Source organism: Methylovulum psychrotolerans, from assembly GCF_002923755.1.
Lineage (GTDB): Bacteria > Pseudomonadota > Gammaproteobacteria > Methylococcales > Methylomonadaceae > Methylovulum > Methylovulum psychrotolerans.
The window spans coordinates 66046-84278 of sequence record NZ_PGFZ01000006.1; the positions used below are offsets into that span (position 1 = coordinate 66046).

The window sequence follows — 18233 nt, forward strand, 5'->3', positions numbered from 1 at the left end:
TTAAGTGGCCCCCATTGTCCAGACAATATTTAGCCTAGTTTAAGATAGTGTCATTGCCATTGCAGCGGATTGGCGCTGCCCCGTTTCTCCGTTTGAAGCATTTCGTTTATCGCTAAAATGATCTGCTATTTTTGCCCCGCCGCCGACCGCCGTCCGATAGACTTCATCGGGCGTTTTATAGCCCAGTGATTGATGGTAACGTCCGCTGTTGTAGAAAACAAAATAGTCGGCCAGCCCTGATAGCAATTCCGGCAAATGGGCGTAACCTTTCAGATAAACATCCTCATGCTTGACGCTCCGCCACAGCCGTTCGACAAAAATATTGTCCAATGCCCTGCCGCGTCCGTCCATGCTGATTGTGATGCCGTTGTCCTTGAGTACGGCTATCCATTTGTCGCTGGTGAACTGCGCCCCTTGGTCGGTGTTGAAGATTTCGTGTATCCCGTAGAGCCTGAGCGCAGTTGCCAAGCAATCCACGCAAAGGCCGACATCCATCGTGTTCGACACTTCCCAAGCCAAAACCTTACGGCTGTACCAGTCGATGACCGCCACCAGGTAGACAAAACCGTGCGCCAGCCGGATATAGGTTATGTCCGTACTCCAAACGTGGTTAGGGCGGACAATGCCCAAGCCCCTGAGCAAATACGGGTAAACCGCGTGCGCCGGGTGGCTTTTGCTGGTGTTGGGGCCGGGTGCCATCCCTGCCAAGCCCAGGATGTGCATCAGGCGCTGCACGCGCTTGCGGTTGACGCAATGGCCTTCGGCGCGTAGCCAAGCCACCATTTTCCGGCTGCCGTAAAAGGGGCGGCGGGTGTATTCCTCGTCCAACAAGCGCAGCAACATCAGTTCGAACCCGTCCACCCTTTCCGCTTTACCCGCATACACGGTCGACCGGGCGATGCCCGCCAAACGGCATTGGGCTGTTACTGGCAACTGCCCGTCATTGGGGGCAACCCACGCTTGCCGCAGGCTTAAGGGTTGATCCCGGACTTTTTTTTCAGCCAGTCCAACTCCATGTTGAGCTGTCCTATCTTGGCGTACAGGCGTTCGGGGTCGCTTTGCGGGTCAACCGCCTTCGGGCCGCGCTTCGTCTCAAACAGTTGCCCGGCATTCTCCAGCAAGGCTTTTTTCCAGAGGCCGACTTGCGTCGGATGGACACCGTGTTCTTGGGCTATCTCATTGGCCGTCTTTGTACCTTTGACCGCCTCCAACGCCACCTTCGCCTTTTGTGCGCCGGTCATCAATTTACGCTTTTTCTCACTCATTTTCGTCCACCTGTTTTATGATGGACACCATCTTAAATTATTGTCTGTTTTTATGGGTCCACTATACCCATCCTGATGATGCATCGGACATCATACTGCTGGCTTTATGGAAACGGTTCCAGCTTCCCTAACCCTGAAACAAGCAAAATCCGCTAGGCCACCGCCTATAACGGCAGGCTGGTTTTTGGCGTTAAAGCGGTAACGGATTATGCGGCGTTTTTTGTAGGGATTAAATGGGTTAATATATTGATATATAATATAAAAAATAATTTACATTATTAATCTTCAGTGAAATGTTTACTATTATTTAAGGTAATATTTGGCTTTTTTTTTTAATAAAACGGCATATAAAAGCACTTTTATGTAAAAAGGAAGCTTATAGTTAATTTAAAAATACTTTATAATTAAATTTGCCGTCCGGCTTTCCGCCGTTATGCGGTGCGTTCGATTAGCGACTGGAAAAACGATTACCTGGAAGCGTGCGGGTGTTGCTCCGCAAAACGGCAGTGCGGCGGATTCTTTTCCTCCAATTTAGAGATGGCCAGCGGGCACATCAAACCCTTTCCGGCCGGTTTTGTCCCATGGCGACCCAAAAGCACAAACGCCCGCCAGATGACAGCCCTTCACTATTTGTCATGGCGTGTCTGGCGTATAAGTCGCTGACCGCATTCTGGCTGGCCTTGGATTTGGCTTGCGGGTATGGGAGGCATACCCGCAAACTGAGTTCGATGGGGTTTTCTGCCGTCTCCGGCGATTTGTCTATGGACTGTTTGGGCGTAACCCGGCGCGGCCCATAAAAGGTTACATGCTGAAATACTGCTCAAGGCAGATAGTAGCGAATGGGGGTGAAAAATGGCTGGATAGACAAATAAGCGAAGCCTTTGGTGTCGTACCGTTGAACGAGTCAGAGAAAGACTGGTAGAACAATCAATTGCGCAATTAATCAAGGATTTTTATTTTGTGGTCAGATACAGAATCAGAAAGTGATTACCTGAACTTTGGGGAAGTCTCTCAATTAGCCGTCGATATTTTAAAGTCGCCAGATATGTTGCCTTGCTCTATAGGCGTGTTTGGGAACTGGGGGGCAGGTAAATCATCACTGTTAAAGTTGATTGAAAAGGATTTGCAGGCCTCTGGTGAGGATTGGATTGTCATTCGCTTTGATGCGTGGCTATATCAAGGGTTCGATGATGCTCGGGCAGCACTGCTCGAAGTCATCGCGACTCAATTAAACCAAGAGGCCAACGATAACGAAGGTCTGGCCAAAAAAACCAAGAAGCTTCTTGCTCGTGTCAATGGGTTCCGTTTACTTGGGTTGGTAGCGGAAGGTGCTGCTTTACTCGCTGGGGTGCCGACTGGTGGAATGCTGGCTCGTGGAGTGGGTGCATTGTCAGAACTCCCGGATGGGATTCAAGACCAGGAAGAATATGAGGAACTGGGTAAGACAGGTAAAGATGCAGTAGATCAGGTTAAAGGGCTGATTAACGCTGAAAAACAAACTACCCCACCCCAGCAAATCTCTGCATTTCGCAAAGAGTACAGTGAAGTCCTAGATGAATTAGGTAAGCCATTAGTTGTGGTTATCGACAATTTAGACCGTTGTCTACCTTCCAATGCTATTCATACCTTAGAAGCGATCCGGCTTTTTCTATTTTTGTCCAATACGGCTTTTATCATCGCTGCCGATGAAGAGATGATTCGCTCCTCAGTTGCGAATTACTTCAAGGGGGCATCAGATCGTCACCAAATTGATTACCTTGATAAGCTGATCCAAGTGCCAATCCGGGTACCTAAGGCTGGTATTCGCGAGATCCGTTCATATCTCTTTATGTTATACGCTGTATCGCATGGGGTATCGAAAGAAAAATTAGAAGCCTTGCGGTCTGGTCTTGAAGAATCCTTACGACAGTCTTGGAGAGAAGAGCCCATATCGGTTTTGTCGCAAATATTTACAAGAGCTGAGTTTGGCCTGATTGGCGGACAAAACTAGCCTGCCAAATTGATAAATTGTCGGTGGGCGGGAAGTGTCCGTCCGGCGAGTTGCCCCTTACGAATCATGTGGGCGGTTTCTGTCCCGTCGAGGGTGGCCTGCGCGGAACGGAAGGCTTTGAACCCCAGCATTGGCCCGGTGATTTTCTTAATAAACCGGTGATCCTGTTCCACCCGGTTATTGAGGTACTTGACTTGGAAAATCTCAATGGCCAGGCACAGCAACCCGGCGAGCACCAGCAGATACCGTCTTAAAATCCAAAGCTCAAGCCTTATTTGCATTCGCCCAAAGCGTATCAAAAGGCTCACCGGATTTAAGGACACCAAAAGCGATGTGGATGAGCTTACGCATTGCGGCGCAGGCGACGGCTTTGCCGTTCTTGCCGTTGGCCTTTAGCCGCCCGCAGAAAGCACGGATAACCGGATTATGTTGCCAAGCCACCAAGGCGGGCATATACAGCACCTTGCGCAAAACGGGGTCGCCGTTTTTTGATATCCGGGTTTTGCCTGTCCATTGCCCCGATTCCCGAAGGGCGGGCGCAAGGCCCGCAAACGCCACCACCTGTTTGGCATGGGTGAAGCCCTGATGCGGACTCAAAGCAATAAGCAGGTGGGCGACCGTTGCCTCGCCGATGCCCGGTATGGACTCGAGCAATCCGCGCCGTCTGTCAAGGTCCGGGTCGTTGCCGATCAGGTCGCTGATGGCTTGGCGGACAGATTTGATTTCATCCTCCACGGTCTTGAGCAAGGTGTCGATGGAGTCTTTGACGCATCCGTCGGCGGTGTCCAGGCGGTTGCGCTCCATTTGCCGGATTTCAAGCAGATGCTCCAGGCGGCGCGTCAATGCCTGCAAGCGGCGTATTTCGGGCGGTGGCGGTGTCCAAAGGCCGGGTTGCATGGACAGCGCGTAACGGGCGATGAGCTTGGCGTCCGCCTTGTCGGTCTTGGCCCGGCTGAGTTCGCTTCTGGCGAAGGCATGGATTTTGGCCGGGTTGACGATGCTGACCGGATAACCTTTGGCGGCCAAAAAATCCGCCAAGGGCAAGCCATAAGCCCCGGTCGCTTCCATGCAAACCAGCGGCTGGGCGGACAGGCCAAAGCCTGACAGCCATGTGACAAAAGCCCCGAATCCGGCATTGTCATTGGTAAAATGCTTATGCTTGTATTTGTTTTCTGCCAGTAAAGCCGCATCGAACTTATTTTTGGCAATATCGACACCCACTGTTATCTGAAACATAGGTTTACCCCCTAAAACAAAAAATAATGGAACAATCTGTCAGATCTTCAGAAACCACGCGCTACGTTCAGCCTTATCCATGCAGGCTTTTCGCCTAAGTATACCGTTCGAACTGGGGTAGCGAGTGTGGATGGCGGGGAGTCCAATCTGCGGGACAGGCTTTGAGCCTCAGGGCACACGCGGCTTACTCCGCCATCCTCCCGATGATCAGTCGGGGATTCTGACCTTTTCAGAAGTCAGAATCAAGATATAAGGGCACAAGTGGCGTTTTGGCGCCGGAAACCCGCTCCGGGATTGCTTCACCATTCGGATAGGGGCAGCCAATACGCCAGTTCCGAATACCGCCAGCATTTAAGCGTCATGAAGATGAAACAGAGCACTTGTGCCCCGTGGGTATGAGCCGCAAAGGCAATTGTTGGGAGTAGCTGCCCTTGGGGTATAACAGCCCGACCGAACGGGTCTTCCGTAGCCTAAAGCACGAGCAATTAAACTACGAAAGGTTCAAGACAAAGGCAGCCGTAAAACTAAGCATTATTGATTATTTCGCTTTTTATAACGGCAGACGTTCGCATTCGACATTGGGCTATAAAACGTTTTTGGAATTTGAACGGGGATTTTACAGCAAGGTTGCCTAATAAAGTGTCCGTTTTTTGTTGATCATTACAGGGACACGCGTTGTTCGGTGGCGTCAATTAGCACACGCCCGCCGGGCAATTCCTCGGAAGTCGGCACCACCAGCCCGTCCGGCGCTTCATTGTCTGCCGCCATCTCCCAGACCACCGGGCAAGGCAAAACGGCGGTAATGAGGGCAACAGGCGGCGCAGGTCACGGGAAATTTCACACTGCGTCAGCCCGAACATCGGCGCAACCGCAAGTTGCGGAATATGGAGGCGCAAATAAGCCAGCACGGCCACCGTCCGCAACGCCAAGGGCTGGCCGAACTTTCGCCCGCCCCCCGACCGCCCGTTGGCGGCCATCACGCGTATGCCGCCCCGTTTCATAGTCAGAAAACTGGGCCTCCATTTTCTCCAGCATCTCCCAAAACGCCTCGGCCGGGATGCCTGTGAAGGCACGGATCAAGGCGGGATGTTGGCGTAACATAGGCTCGGTGAACATAACGGTTTCCTGGTTTTTTCGGATGTCGTTGCACCATACACTTGTTTTAGTTATTGTGCATAAACTCTATTGACTGTATATTTAGTATCGAGTCGATACCAATAAGCAGTCATTTAAATATAATTATAACTATAACCACTATGCACCATTTCCGATTACTTTTGCTTTTCCCCATGCTTTTATCCAGTGCTTGTACTGGTTCAAATACTGAAAAAACGAAAACAGAGCAGCCATTAGCGGTTACTCAAGATAGTGCCAATTTCCCTCATACTGAATACTCAAAATTACCGGATATCCATCAACAAACAGCCATTACTATTCCAATTGGATCGCGCCCCTACATTACCGTGATGGGTATTAACCTACAGATTTCCAACGCCACGGTACAGGCGCCCGCCCAAGTGGCCTTCCGTGCCAAGGGACTGTCCGCTGTCGGCGCTGTGGTTGCTGGTCGTCTTACGAGGGTTAATGTCCAAGTCGGCGACCGCGTCAAGGCAGGGATGCCGATGGCGACCTTGGAAAGCCCGGAAGTGGCGCAAACCCGCTCAGACACTATCCGCGCACGGGCCGAGCTGGAACGGGCCCAAGACCGGGCGAAACGCCAAGCAGTCATGCAGCGGAGCGGCGTGGGTCTGGAGATAGAACGCGCCGAAGCCGATGTCCAACTGCGGCAAGCGCGGGCAGATTATGAGCGTGGCGTGCAGGCCGTCCGCCTGTTGGGTGACGGTGTTGGCCAGACGGTCATTTTGCGCGCCCCCAGGGACGGCGTGGTGCTGGGTGTCAAAGCATCGGTTGGCGCCGCCGTTGACAAGGGTGCGGTGCTGCTTGAGTTGGGTGAGCCGGACGCGCTGTGGGTCGCGGCGGATGTGTTCGACAACGATTTGCCGCTGATAGAAAAGGGCGCGAAGGCGACAGTGCGGATCAACGCCTTGCCAAATGCAGTGGCCGGTCACGTCGTTGCCGTCAGTGCCGACATGCAAGCCGACTTGCGCCGGGGCGTGGTTTACATCGAACTGGATGACACCCCTTTGGCGTTCAAACCGGGCATGTTCGCCAGCGCGGCCATCGCGGCGGCAGGGCCGCGCCGGATTGTATTGCCGACCACGGCCGTGCTGATCAAAGACAAAAACCAGACCGTGGTTTATGTGGAAATGGCTAACGGCGAGTTTGAACCCCGCAAAGTGCTTATCGGCCAGGCGCGTGAAGGTCAAGTGCCTATTCTGGACGGGTTGGCCGATGGCGAACGGGTCGTGACATCTGATGCCCTGCTGCTGGATTCCGCAGCCGCCATGTTGTTGTAGGAGACAGTTGCGATGTTGCGGACTTTGATCGGGTACTGTGTGCATAGACGCCTTGCCGTTATTGCCACGGTTTTTGCCATTGCCATTTTTGGCATCCACGCTTTTCTGGAAACGCCTATTGAAGCCTACCCGGATGTCACCAATACCCAAGTGACCGTCATTAGCCTGATGCCCGGTTACGCACCGGAGGAAGTCGAGCGGCAAGTGACGGTACCGTTGGAGCGGGTGCTAAACGGTACGCCGGACATGATCCAAATGCGTAGCCAGAGCCTGTTCGGCCTGTCGTTGGTCACCATTACCTTTGAAGACCATATCGACAGTTTCCATTCCCGGACTGAAATTTCCCAGCGCATTTCCGGCGCGGAATTGCCCGAATCCGTGACACCGGTATTGGCGCCGGATTACACGCCGTTAGGCGAAATTTACAAATTCACCTTGGTTAGCGACCAACACAATCTGTATGAACTACGTTCCGAAATGGAGTGGAATGTCTCGAAAATCCTACGCCAGATACCGGGGGTCGCTGATGTGTTGACCTTTGGCGGCTACTACAAGGAAATCCATATCGAAATCGACCCGGCCCGCATCGAATCGCTAGGCCTGACGCTGGCAGAAGTGGGCAACGCCATTGAAAAATCCAGCCGTAATGTCGGGGCAGGTTTCCTGACTTATGGTGACCAGGAAATGGTTGTACGCGGCATCGGTATGTTGCTGTCACCGGATGACATCAAAAAAATCGTCTTAAAAAACCATGATGGCACGCCAGTCACCGTGGGTGATGCCGCCCGTTTGGTGCAGGCCTATACACCCCGGCGCGGCACAGTCGGGCTGGATAGGCAAAAGGATGTGGTGGAAGGCATCGTCCTGTTGCGGCGCGGTCAGAATCCGTCGCGGGTACTGGATGCCTTGCATACTAAAGTGGAGGAATTAAACGCCCGCATCCTGCCCGCTGGTATGAAAATCATGCCCTTCCTGGATCGGGCCGATCTGGTTGGCAGCACCTTACACACCGTTTTCGATAATCTGCTGCATGGGCTTGTGTTGGTGGTCGGCGTGGTCTGGCTGTTTTTGCGCAGTGTCCGCGGCTCGCTGATTGTCGCGACCGTCATCCCCTTGTCGTTGCTGGTTGCCTTTCTGGGCTTATATCAGCTGGGGATGCCAGCTAACCTGATTTCAATGGGGGCGATTGATTTTGGCATCATCCTCGATGGCGCCGTGGTGCTAATGGAAAATGTCATCCATCAAGCGTCGCTCCGTAAGCCGCAGTCGCGCCGGGACATGCTGCATTTGATTACGGATGCCGCCGTCGATGTCGCCAAGCCCGCCTTTTTTGCCATGCTGATCATCATCGCCGCGTTAATTCCGGTGTTTACCCTGGAGCGCGTCGAAGGACGGATATTCCGCCCGCTGGCGATGACTTACAGTTTTGCCTTGACCGGCGGTTTGGTCTTTGCCTTGCTGTTGGTGCCCGCGCTCTGCGCCACTTTTATCCGGCCTAAACACGCGTTGATTGCCGAACCCAGGTTTCTGCTGCTGTTAAGGGAAGGATATTCGGGTTTGCTTGGACGGGCCTTACGGTTACGCGGGGTCACCCTGGCGGCGGCAGGGGTATTGCTGCTCGCAGGAACCCTCTCCAGCACCCAATTGGGCACCGAATTTTTACCTGAGCTGGATGAAGGCGATATTCACGTCTTCGTCGTAATGCCCTCCAGTATTTCATTAACTAAAGGCCAGGACATTTTATTGGATATGCGCAGGCGGCTGCTGCAATACCCGGAAGTCATTGGCGTGCTGAGCCAACAAGGACGGTCCGAGGATGGCACCGACAACGAAGGCGTAAACATGAGCGAAACCTTCGCCCACCTCAAACCCCACGGACAATGGCGGCAAGGCTGGGACAAAGTGCGGCTGGTTGATGCCATGCGCACCTCCCTGGAAGAAATTCCCGGCGTGCGCTTTAACTTTTCCCAGCCGATTAAGGATAACGTCGAAGAGGCGGTCAGCGGTGTGCGCGGTAAGGTGGTGCTGAAAATTTACGGCTCTGACCTTGAAAAAATGCGCGATACCTTAGAAGAGGTCAAATCAGTGCTGGCTAATGTGGCCGGTATCATTGACCTGGATCTTTATCGGGAATCGCGGGTGCCGCAACTACAGATTAAGCTGGACCGACCGGCTTTGGCGCGTAATGGTTTCACGGTTGATAACGTGCAAGACACCATCGAAATCGGCATGGCAGGGCGGGTCGTGTCAAAATTGTGGCAGGCCGAGCGGCCTGTGCCCATTCGCCTGATACTTCCCGCGTCCGAACGCGGCGATGTCGAAAAAATCGCCAACCTGAATGTGGTCAGCCCGGCGGCGGCTTATATCCCGTTACGCGATCTGGCAACTATTGAAGTCGCCCGCGGGCGGACATCTATCGAGCGCGAAGCCAACAGCCGTTACATGGCGCTCAAATTTAATGTCGAAAACCGCGATCTAGGCTCGGTTGTCCATGAGGCGATGGTTTTAGTGGGGCAAAAAGTCAAGGTGCCGGAAAGCCATTTTTTACTCTGGGGCGGTGAGTTTGAAAACCAGCAACGTGCGATGGCGCGTTTGGGCATTGTGGTGCCGATAGCGATGCTGATTGTGTTGGGCTTGCTGTACAGCGCACTGCAATCGGCACATAGTGCGGCGGCGATATTGCTTGCCACGCCGTTTGCCATGACTGGCGGTGTGTTCGCGTTATGGTTCACCGGCATTCCGTTATCGGTTAGCGCGGCGATTGGCTTTATCGCCTTGCTGGGCCAGGTTTGTCTGATGGGCTTATTGGTGTTGAGCGCGACCGATGAAATGCGCCGCAATGGTTTTGAATTATTGGCGGCGGTCAGGGAAGGGGCGACGCAACGCCTGCGTCCAGTGTTAATGGCGTCATTGCTGGCGTTGCTGGGGCTGTTGCCGATGGCATTGTCCACCAGTATCGGCAGCGAAACGCAACGCCCGTTCGCGGTGGTTATCGTCGGCGGCATGTTCACCACGTTCTTGGTGGCGATGTTCGTGTTGCCGGTGATCTATACCCTGATTGCCCCCAAACAATTGTTAACGCCCGAAGAATCGGACGAATTACCGGATCCCCTCGCATGAACCAAGCAAAGCTAACCACATTACCCCGCCGCCTATTGGCCAAGACATCCGTCTTATTGCTGTTGTTGCTGTGGGGCCGCGCGTCTGTATTTGCCGGGGAGGCCGGGGAAAGCCCGGAGTTGCCCGACACCGTCTCGATCCGCCAGCTCTTGCAGATTGTCCACGACCAAAGCCCTCGCCATGCCCTTATCCGCAGCCAAATTGATGTGGCGCAGGCCGATGTGGTGACGGCGGATGTCTTGCCCAATCCCAGGCTAAGCTATGGCCGTTTTGACCAGGCTGGCGGGCGCTGGAACACCCAGTTCGACGGCCCCTCGCAACAGAACGTCACCGTGGAAGTGCCGCTGTTACTGGCCGGGCAGCGCGGGGCACGTAAGGAGGCCGCAGAGCGCCGGGTTGGCGTGGCCGAAGCCGATGCCGGAAGCCAATACCACCAATTGATACGCGACACATGGCGGCTATTTGTGCAATTGCTGGTGGGGCAGCAACGGGTGGCGGTGTTGGAGGAGGCCGGCCGGGAACTTGAGCGCTTGCGGGCGATTATAGCAGGCAAGGAAAGTGCCGGGACGGCCAGCCGCTATGATGTCCTGCGCATCACCCAGGAAAGCCATAACCTGAAGGCGCGGCTGGAGGGAGTGAAAAGCGGCACCGCCAGCACCGCCGGCGAACTCGGCGTGCTGTTGGGCTTCCCCAATTGGAGGCCGCAAGCGAACGGAGTGCTTGCCCCTATCGGGATTGTGGCTGACACCGGCACGCTATGGGCGCAGGCAGAACTGCATAACCAGGCACTGGAAAGCGCCCGCCGGGAAACCATCGCCGCCGATTCGGGCTTGGAACGCGCCCGCCGTGAACGTTGGCCCGTCCCCTCGCTGCTGCTGGGCACCGCGTTCACCGACCGGCCTTATGGCAATACGACCTTCGTCGGCATCTCTGTCGACTTGCCGATTTTTGATAGGGGGCAAGGCGGCATGGCCAAGGCATCCGCCGAAAAGCAGGCGGCCTTGCTTGAGCGGGAACTGGCCTTGGCCGCCACAAGGCGGGAGCTTGGGCGGGCGGCAGAGGTCTTGGCGGGGCGGCGGGCGACGCTCGCCGAATTTGAACGCGACGTACTGGAGCCGCTGCCGGGCTTGAGGCAAATGGCTGAGGATGCCTACCGGCTGGGGAAAACCGGCCTGTTGGAGTTGCTGGACTCCTCGCGATCGCGCACCGAAATCAAATTGAGCCATCTCGATCTGTTGGTGGCTGAAATTGAGTCCGAGCTTGATACCTTAACGGCTTCCGGACAATTAACTGTGGCTTTTGAAAAGATGAAGTAAACGCTAACTGTACTGTCTATCCACACATAACGGGAAGGTAGCGGTTAGGGTGCACCCTAAATTGACAGCCAAGATCATCAATAAACGGGCATGTCATATAAAATTATCCGCTGTTGCGTTTTTTCTCACGAACGGCTACGGCAACCCTATGCAACCGGAATAATGGCTGGTAAAGACATGCACAAAAATAGCGTTTTCTTGTGCATGTTTTCAAAACATATCACAAAAACGGCTTTTTCTTGTGTTTGTTGGTTTACAGGATAAGGATAAGCATAAAACCTTATCTGCTTGGCGCGGTTTTGGGTAACGTCATCTCCAATAACCACCCAAAGCCGCCAGTGTTTTGCCTTGGCAAAGCAGAGGCAGAAGCTATCGGCAAAAATGTGTTTGCATGGGAAATATGTGTTCAATTACTGCGGGGTTGTTGCCACCCAAAATGGGTTTGGGCATTTGCTTTTCTTGTTGGTATTGGCTATTTCAATTGGTGAATAGCAGGGTATAATACTGTAAAAAAAGATGGGGCTGCATGAGGGTTTTTAAATATCGTCTATTTGAAAAATGGGCTAAAAAACAGGGCATCATTGATGATGACCTGAAAAAAGCTGTTTTTGAAATAGAAAACGGGCTGTGTGATGCCAATTTAGGTGGCCATGTTTATAAAAAACGTATCAGCAGATCGGATGAAGGAAAGCGCGGGGCGCTTACCGGATCCTGTATTTTATGAAACAGGGCGACACTATTATTTTTGCTCACGGCTTTGCCAAAAATGAAAAAGACAACATTTCAAAAACGGAGCTGGAAGGCTTTAAAATCATGGCCGAAGCCTTTCTTAATTTATCCCCCGTGCAAATGAACGCATTAATTGACAACAACACCTTAATCGGGCTTGCAAATGACTGATATCCAAAATACCCTCAGCGCAATGGCAAAAGACCTGTATGAAGTCGGGGCAATTGATAAAACGACATTACGGCAGTTTGACCCCCATTCCTTACCCCCCGTCCCCCACTATACCGCCAAGCAAATCACCGCTATCAGACAGACATTAGGGTTAAGCCAAAGTGTTTTTGCCGCTTACCTGAATGTCTCAGACCGGGCGGTAAAAAAATGGGAACAGGGCGAAGCGAAACCGAAAGGGGCAACCCTCAAGTTGTTGTCTATTGTCGAAAGAAAAGGCCTTGATGTTATTGCGTTATGAATTGCCAGTCTGTAACCGTTCACCTACCCCCCCTATTTGAGGCATTAAATACGCTGCGGTAAATTGTGTGGCGATTTAATCTAAATCAACACGTTCCGCCCGTTCCCGCAACCCCTCATAAAGTTGTGCAGTGCCTAGCAGAATATCCTGCAAGCCCCTACTGAAATGGCACCTGTTGCGGGGCGGCGCCTTACATGCCGCCGAACCCTCCGTGGCGCAACTGGAACCCGGCAACGGCAAAACCCGTAAGGCCTACCTTTGAACGTACCGCAGCAACGACCTCGCGGAGGCCGGGCCGCGGCTGATCGTCTTCGACTACCAGAAAGGCCGGGGCGGCGAACATGCCCGCCAGTTTTTGGGCGCGTGGAAAGGCCACCTGATGGTCGACGGCTATGCAGGTTACAAAGCCCTGTTCACGGACACCGGCGTCTGCACCGAGCTGGCCTGCTTTGCCCATGCGCGGCGAAAGTTCTTCGACTTGCACCAAGCCAACCAATACCCTCAGGGGCACAAGAGCCCCATGGCATGGGAAGCATTACAACGCATCAGCGTGCTTTATGCCGTCGAAGCGGAAGGCAAAGCCTTGGGCATTGCGGCACGCCAACAACTGCGGGCGGAAAAAAGCCAGCCCCAACTGCGTGCCTTCCATGACTGGCTCCTGAAAACCCGTACCGTCACAGCCCCCGGCGGCGCTTCCGCCAAAGCCTTGGATTACACCTTAAAACGGTGGCCCGCCCTAGTCCGTTATGCGGAAACCGGACACCTGCCGATTGACAACAACCCCGTGGAAAACTGCATCCGGCCCATTGCGTTGGGTAAGAATTATGCTCAGTCCGTTATTATGCATAGTTCGCCTGTAGTCAACTGCGAAGCCGCATAACGGCGCGATTTACAGCACCACATGACTGATTTTAACTCAGCATAATAATTTGTGGTTTCCTGTAGCTTCTTTAATTGCTATAGGAATAAAACCATGTTTACTGAAACCCATCTGGCGGATCTTACTCACCTGGACTCGCTTGTCGATAATCCGCTCAGCAGCATTACCGCCAGAAATTGGGCAGATGCGCTATCACCCATCGGATGACCTTCTAAAGTTCCTGGAGGGTCTTTAACATTATGTAAAGTCAGCAGCTTGGAAAGCCAGGCGTGCTGACGACTTCCGATACTTACTCAGCATAATAACGGACTGAGCATAATTCTTGTTATGCAAAGCTTTGCATAACAAGAAAAATTGGCTGTTTGCCGGTTCCGAACGTGCCGGGCAACGTGCCGCCGCAATCCAAACCTTACTGGGCACGGCCAAGCTTAATGGCCTAAACCCGGCGGCATGGCTGAAGGAAACATTGGAAAAACTGCCCATGTGGCCTAATAGCCGCATTGATGAATTGTTGCCTTTGACACCCGAACAAATAAAGGCGATCAAACAAACTTTACCTGAAAAGGCAACGTGGTAGGGACACGCGCTTACTTTATTGACAGGTTGGCATTGTAACGGGCTTCATCATTGTGCAGATCATGGTGTGTCACCTGGGTTGCCGGACGACTTAGGATAAACCTGGACCATCACAATGCGGGGGCCGTGCATTTTTTTGACCAAGACATCAAATTGATGGAACCCGATTCTCTGGTTCTCCACCGGAATATCCCCGAGTTTGGACAAAATAAGGCCACCGACTGATACGGTGTCTTCCAGATCGAGTTCCTCATTTTCAATATCAACACCTAATATCCGCTCCAGCGAAAATATCGGCAAACTTCCCTTGCCCATCAGCGTGCCGTCATCCAGCCTGCTCCAATCATTCGTGTTTTGCTTAAACTCGTCACGTATCTCACCGACCATGGCGCTGATCAAATTATCCAGGGTGATGAAGCCTTCCGGCTTTTGCCCTTTCTCGCCGATGACCGTAAAGTGTGACGCCCCTGTACGGAAATGGCGCAATAACTCCAACGACGGTGTATCGGACGGAATGTATTGGATGGGGCGCAGGTAGCGGGTCAGATCTTCTATGGCCTTGTCTTCCTGCCGGGCAAAAAACAAATCTTTCAAGTGGATGACACCCAGCACGTCCACATGATTGGCGGCGAAATACGGATAGCGGCTGAACCGTGATTGGTACATGATGTCCAAGTTTTCCTGTACGCTGTTGGCGTGGCACAAGGCCACCATTTCGTGGTTAGGGCGCATCAAATCGGACACTTCCAATTCGCTGAAATCCAATGTTTGTGCGAGAATATTCCATTCATCGCGCGTGAAGCGTTCGGCCAAGCTGTTACTGCGCAATATCAGTTTGAGTTCGGCTGCTGAATAGCGGGCCTCGTAATGATGGGCATCACGAAGCCCAAGCACCCAAAGCACCAGATTGGCACTGGAATTGAGCAGCCAGATGGCGGGGAACATCAACCAATAAAAGCTGAACAACGGGACGGCAGTCCATAAGCCAATGCTTTCAGGGTTGCGTATCGCCATCGACTTCGGCGCCAGTTCACCGGCAACGATATGCAGGAATGAAATCGCGGAAAAAGCCATGGCGAAAGCAACACCATGGATCAGTTCAGGTGAAATAACCCCAACCTTAACCAACACGGGCTCCAACAAGCCCGCAAACGCCGGTTCGCCGACCCAGCCCAAGCCTAGCGAAGCCAAGGTAATGCCCAATTGGCAGGCGGACAAATAAGCATCCAGTTTTACATGGATTTTCGCCAGAACGCGTCCGCGCAGGCCTTGGGTTTTGGCAATTTCACGGATACGGGTCTGCCGCAGTTTGACCAGTCCGAATTCCGCCGCGACAAAGAAACCATTGAGGGCGACCAGAAATAACGCGACAACGATAAGCAACAAGTTATTCATAGCGTGGATTCAACTCCGAAGTACAATCCTAAGTATCATACGGCCTCCTGCTCGGCTTCAGCAAAAAACACGACATGGGGTGTTTGGTAATTACGTGTTTAGCGTGGGCGGTGATTCAGCTTGTGCATCACCGCCTCAATATCCGTCTCCGTGATGTTCCCTAAACCGCGTTTCTAACAATGGCTGGCTAACCATCCGAGCCGAAATTTCAACGACCCATCAAATGTGCTTTGCCGCACCGACCCGATGATAGTTTGCAAGTATCCTGAGCCATCAAGCCATGTGACCATTAGCGGTATTTATACCGCAACTTGATCTCTCACGCATTAACCATTTGATCTTGTCTACGCGGCAAGATAAGGAACCGGCACTATGGGCAATTCAGACATCACCGTTGCAGACTACCTGATCTTCCGACTGAAAGAGATAGGCGTGGATCACCTGTTTGGAGTGCCGGGCGACTTCGTGCTGGGATTTTTCAATCAGGTTTTGAAAAGCGGATTGGCCTATGTCGGTACCTGCAATGAACTCAACGCGGCCTATGCGGCTGACGGCTACGCGCGTATTCGAGGTGTTGGCGCATTTTCTTCAACGTATGGTGTGGGTGAATTAAGCGCCATCAACGGCGTAGCAGGCGCGTTCGCGGAGAGAGTGCCTATAGTGGTGATCACGGGCTCACCGTCGACGATTAATTTCCGCAATCGGCCATTGTTGCATCACACGTTAGGCGATTATCAGATCCCACTGCGGCTATACGAGAAAATAACGGCTGCATCGACCGAACTGGTTTCTGCCGAAATGGCGCCTGCAGAGATCGACCGGGTGTTATCGGTGTGTCTTTCCCATCAACAACCGGTGTATATCAGCCTTCCCGCCGATGTGGTGATGATGAAATGTCCTTATCCGGAGGCTTTCCTGTTCCCGCCAAACCTCGGTAGTGATCCTGATGTGCTTGGAGAAGCCATCAACGAAGCCACGGAAATGCTGAACAATGCAGAGAAACCCGTCGTGATTGGTGACGTGGAGCTGATACGTTTTAAACTGCAAAAACCCTTCGCCGACTTCATCGATAAAACCGGCTTTCCCTATGCCACCATGATGTTGGGTAAAAGCGTTCTGTCAGAACAGCATCCACAATTCATCGGTTTATATGAGGGAGACCGGAGCCGTGATTATGTAAGAAATCGGGTAGAGTCTGCCGACTGTATTCTACAGCTAGGGGCATTGCTTACGGACTTTAACACGGGCGGCTTTACCGCCGAGCTTGATGCGGTGAAGACGATCAGCGTCAACATCCGTTCCGTCAGGATCAAGCATCATGTTTATGAGAACGTGTCGCTCCATGACTTTATCCTTGGACTGAGCGAAAATCTAACCCGTCGCGATTCGGCAACCCTGGCTATCCAATCGGCAACTGATGGCTGTATACATCGCCGTTCCGAACATTACTTTTCTGATGGGCAAAAACCGCTGACCATCAAGCGATTCTTTGATCGCATGAGTCATTTTATAAAAGACGATGCGATTGTCGTTGCAGAAACGGGCGTATCCCTATTCAGTGCAGCCGAATTGCTGCTGCCCAAAGGCGCCACCTTTATAGGGCAAACCTTTTATGGTTCCATCGGTTACAGCATAGGAGCCACCCTAGGCGCCGCTATGGCGGCAAAAGCTAGGCAGGTCGTGCTATTTGTAGGGGATGGTTCTTTTCAAGTAACTGGCCAAGATCTGTCGACGATGATCCGCAACCATCTCAAGCCCGTTATCTTCCTGATCAATAATGACGGCTATACAATAGAGCGCGTCATTAGTGATCATCCTTATAATGATATCCAGCCCTGGCAGTATCATAAACTGGTGGAGGTGTTTGGCGGCGGCCTAGGTTTTGATGTCCACACCGAAGGGGAGCTTGAAGCCGCATTGGCTATAGCCGTTACGGCTGATCAATTGATGTTCATCGAAATTCACACGGGGCGACTGGACTGCCCAAAAGCGCTGGTTAGCGCGGGGCAATCTTTGGCCATAGCCAATCAGTTAGATTAACTGGAGCGGGTATGTCATAAAAGCCGCCTTATAACCTTTGCAAGGCCATCACAGCTAAAGTCAATCCAGCCAGGTTGCGAACAGCGCCAATACCACAATCGCCATACTCACCGTTGCCAGCCATCCGAAAATCCTTAGCCAACGGCCAATGACAAACCTACCCATAATATCCACGCGCACGGCCATCAGCATCATGACGACCATAATGGGTACGGAAATGACCCCGTTGATGACCGCACTCCAAAACAAGGCCTTGACCGGATCGACGGGCGTAAAATTAAGTATCACGCCGAGCACTGTGGCGATGATAACAATGGTGTAAAAACCGCGGGCGTGTAACAGCTCCAGGCCTAAGCCAATATGCCATCTAAAGGCCTCGGCAATGCCGTAAGCCGCCGAACCCGCCAAAATCGGCACGGCAAGTAGTCCGGTACCGACAATGCCGGCGGTAAAAAGTACAAAGGCGAAATCGCCCGCGAGCGGGCGCAACGCCTCGGCCGCTTGGGCGGAAGTCTGAATATCGGTAATGCCGTGCAGGTGCAATGTGACAACCGCCGTCAACGAAGGAGTACAGGAAGCGAAACGGAAGTGGAGCGGTGTACGACGACCCCCGCGTAGCCGTAGGGGCCGGGCGTGTTGACGGAGTTGGAGCGCGAGCGGAAGCGTAGTCAACATGCAAGGCCATCCCGAAACGGCGTCAAGTCATTTGCGCAGGCCAGTGGTGCACAGCGTACCGAAGGGGAGTTGTGTGCTGCGGCCGGAGCAGGACGAAGGCGGGCAGCCGAAGGCAATAATCGCCA

At 52.9% G+C, this 18233-nt stretch carries 17 protein-coding genes and 2 pseudogenes; 12 read left to right on the plus strand and 7 right to left on the minus strand.

What is annotated here, in order from left to right; translation table 11 throughout:
• Positions 1 to 39 precede the first annotated feature (39 nt).
• Positions 40 to 1265, minus strand: a protein-coding gene (locus AADEFJLK_RS13605; protein WP_428839030.1) for an IS3 family transposase whose coding sequence is annotated in 2 segments (ribosomal slippage) — positions 40 to 989 and positions 989 to 1265 — 1227 coding nt in all. Because the reading frame shifts where the segments join, the coding sequence is not laid out codon by codon here.
• A gap of 581 nt (positions 1266 to 1846) precedes the next feature.
• Here AADEFJLK_RS13605 and AADEFJLK_RS23975 point away from each other — a divergent pair.
• Both AADEFJLK_RS23975 and AADEFJLK_RS13615 read left to right on the plus strand, forming a co-directional pair.
• Positions 1847 to 2062 (plus strand): class I SAM-dependent methyltransferase, encoded by a 216-nt coding sequence (locus AADEFJLK_RS23975; protein WP_146054597.1) that lies wholly within the window; start codon positions 1847 to 1849, stop codon positions 2060 to 2062.
• 161 nt (positions 2063 to 2223) lie between these two features.
• A complete protein-coding gene (locus AADEFJLK_RS13615) occupies positions 2224 to 3255 on the plus strand; it encodes a KAP family P-loop NTPase fold protein (RefSeq protein ID WP_103974652.1) in 1032 nt (343 codons plus the stop codon).
• Here the strand turns inward: AADEFJLK_RS13615 and AADEFJLK_RS13620 are convergent.
• On the minus strand, positions 3252 to 3536 hold the full coding sequence (locus AADEFJLK_RS13620; protein ID WP_346222708.1) for a DDE-type integrase/transposase/recombinase: 285 nt from the start codon (positions 3534 to 3536) through the stop codon (positions 3252 to 3254). The two genes, AADEFJLK_RS13615 and AADEFJLK_RS13620, sit on opposite strands and share 4 nt — an antisense overlap.
• Positions 3520 to 4491, minus strand: coding sequence for an IS110 family RNA-guided transposase (locus AADEFJLK_RS13625; RefSeq protein ID WP_103974653.1), 972 nt, complete (start codon positions 4489 to 4491; stop codon positions 3520 to 3522). Before AADEFJLK_RS13625 ends, AADEFJLK_RS13620 begins: the two co-directional genes overlap by 17 nt.
• A gap of 431 nt (positions 4492 to 4922) precedes the next feature.
• Here AADEFJLK_RS13625 and AADEFJLK_RS26100 point away from each other — a divergent pair, with 431 nt between their 5' ends.
• A complete protein-coding gene (locus tag AADEFJLK_RS26100; RefSeq protein ID WP_170065119.1) occupies positions 4923 to 5126 on the plus strand; it encodes an integrase core domain-containing protein in 204 nt (67 codons plus the stop codon).
• 202 nt (positions 5127 to 5328) lie between these two features.
• Here AADEFJLK_RS26100 and AADEFJLK_RS13635 read toward each other — a convergent pair whose 3' ends face one another.
• Positions 5329 to 5607, minus strand: a complete 279-nt coding sequence (locus tag AADEFJLK_RS13635) for a hypothetical protein (RefSeq protein WP_146054598.1) — start codon at positions 5605 to 5607, stop codon at positions 5329 to 5331.
• Positions 5608 to 5957: 350 nt separating this feature from the next.
• Here AADEFJLK_RS13635 and AADEFJLK_RS13640 point away from each other — a divergent pair, with 350 nt between their 5' ends.
• The 3 genes from AADEFJLK_RS13640 to AADEFJLK_RS13650 are packed head-to-tail and all read left to right on the plus strand — an operon-like array spanning position 5958 to position 11344.
• The gene (locus AADEFJLK_RS13640; protein ID WP_249028047.1) at positions 5958 to 6908 is read left to right on the plus strand and encodes an efflux RND transporter periplasmic adaptor subunit; all 951 of its coding nucleotides are present in this window, start codon (positions 5958 to 5960) and stop codon (positions 6906 to 6908) included.
• A 12-nt stretch (positions 6909 to 6920) separates the two neighbouring features.
• Entirely contained in the window at positions 6921 to 10028 is a 3108-nt protein-coding gene (locus AADEFJLK_RS13645) for an efflux RND transporter permease subunit (protein ID WP_103974657.1), read from the plus strand.
• Positions 10025 to 11344 (plus strand): TolC family protein, encoded by a 1320-nt coding sequence (locus tag AADEFJLK_RS13650; protein WP_103974658.1) that lies wholly within the window; start codon positions 10025 to 10027, stop codon positions 11342 to 11344. Before AADEFJLK_RS13645 ends, AADEFJLK_RS13650 begins: the two co-directional genes overlap by 4 nt.
• A 146-nt stretch (positions 11345 to 11490) precedes the next feature.
• Here the strand turns inward: AADEFJLK_RS13650 and AADEFJLK_RS13655 are convergent, their stop codons facing one another.
• Positions 11491 to 11754 (minus strand): hypothetical protein, encoded by a 264-nt coding sequence (locus AADEFJLK_RS13655; protein ID WP_103974659.1) that lies wholly within the window; start codon positions 11752 to 11754, stop codon positions 11491 to 11493.
• Positions 11755 to 11870: 116 nt separating this feature from the next.
• Between AADEFJLK_RS13655 and AADEFJLK_RS25890 the strand changes: the two genes are divergently transcribed.
• From AADEFJLK_RS25890 to AADEFJLK_RS13680, 5 genes and pseudogenes are all read left to right on the plus strand, one after another.
• Positions 11871 to 12068, plus strand: coding sequence for a type II toxin-antitoxin system RelE/ParE family toxin (locus AADEFJLK_RS25890; RefSeq protein ID WP_103974660.1), 198 nt, complete (start codon positions 11871 to 11873; stop codon positions 12066 to 12068).
• Positions 12065 to 12244 carry a type II toxin-antitoxin system RelE/ParE family toxin gene (locus AADEFJLK_RS25895; RefSeq protein ID WP_103974661.1) on the plus strand — a complete coding sequence of 60 codons (180 nt, stop codon included), beginning with the start codon at positions 12065 to 12067 and terminating at the stop codon, positions 12242 to 12244. Before AADEFJLK_RS25890 ends, AADEFJLK_RS25895 begins: the two co-directional genes overlap by 4 nt.
• Positions 12237 to 12542 carry a helix-turn-helix domain-containing protein gene (locus tag AADEFJLK_RS13670; protein ID WP_103974662.1) on the plus strand — a complete coding sequence of 102 codons (306 nt, stop codon included), beginning with the start codon at positions 12237 to 12239 and terminating at the stop codon, positions 12540 to 12542. Before AADEFJLK_RS25895 ends, AADEFJLK_RS13670 begins: the two co-directional genes overlap by 8 nt.
• A 169-nt stretch (positions 12543 to 12711) precedes the next feature.
• Positions 12712 to 13362 (plus strand): annotated as a pseudogene (tnpC, locus tag AADEFJLK_RS13675) (IS66 family transposase); the annotation flags it as partial.
• A gap of 406 nt (positions 13363 to 13768) precedes the next feature.
• Positions 13769 to 13999, plus strand: a pseudogene (locus AADEFJLK_RS13680) (transposase domain-containing protein); the annotation flags it as partial.
• Between the two features lie 59 nt (positions 14000 to 14058).
• Here AADEFJLK_RS13680 and AADEFJLK_RS13685 read toward each other — a convergent pair.
• Positions 14059 to 15393, minus strand: a complete 1335-nt coding sequence (locus AADEFJLK_RS13685) for a hemolysin family protein (protein WP_088620999.1) — start codon at positions 15391 to 15393, stop codon at positions 14059 to 14061.
• A gap of 372 nt (positions 15394 to 15765) precedes the next feature.
• Between AADEFJLK_RS13685 and AADEFJLK_RS13690 the strand changes: the two genes are divergently transcribed.
• Positions 15766 to 17433 carry an alpha-keto acid decarboxylase family protein gene (locus AADEFJLK_RS13690; protein WP_103974663.1) on the plus strand — a complete coding sequence of 556 codons (1668 nt, stop codon included), beginning with the start codon at positions 15766 to 15768 and terminating at the stop codon, positions 17431 to 17433.
• A 60-nt stretch (positions 17434 to 17493) separates the two neighbouring features.
• Here AADEFJLK_RS13690 and AADEFJLK_RS13695 read toward each other — a convergent pair whose 3' ends face one another.
• On the minus strand, positions 17494 to 18108 hold the full coding sequence (locus AADEFJLK_RS13695) for a divalent metal cation transporter (RefSeq protein WP_103974664.1): 615 nt from the start codon (positions 18106 to 18108) through the stop codon (positions 17494 to 17496).
• Positions 18109 to 18233 lie beyond the last annotated feature (125 nt).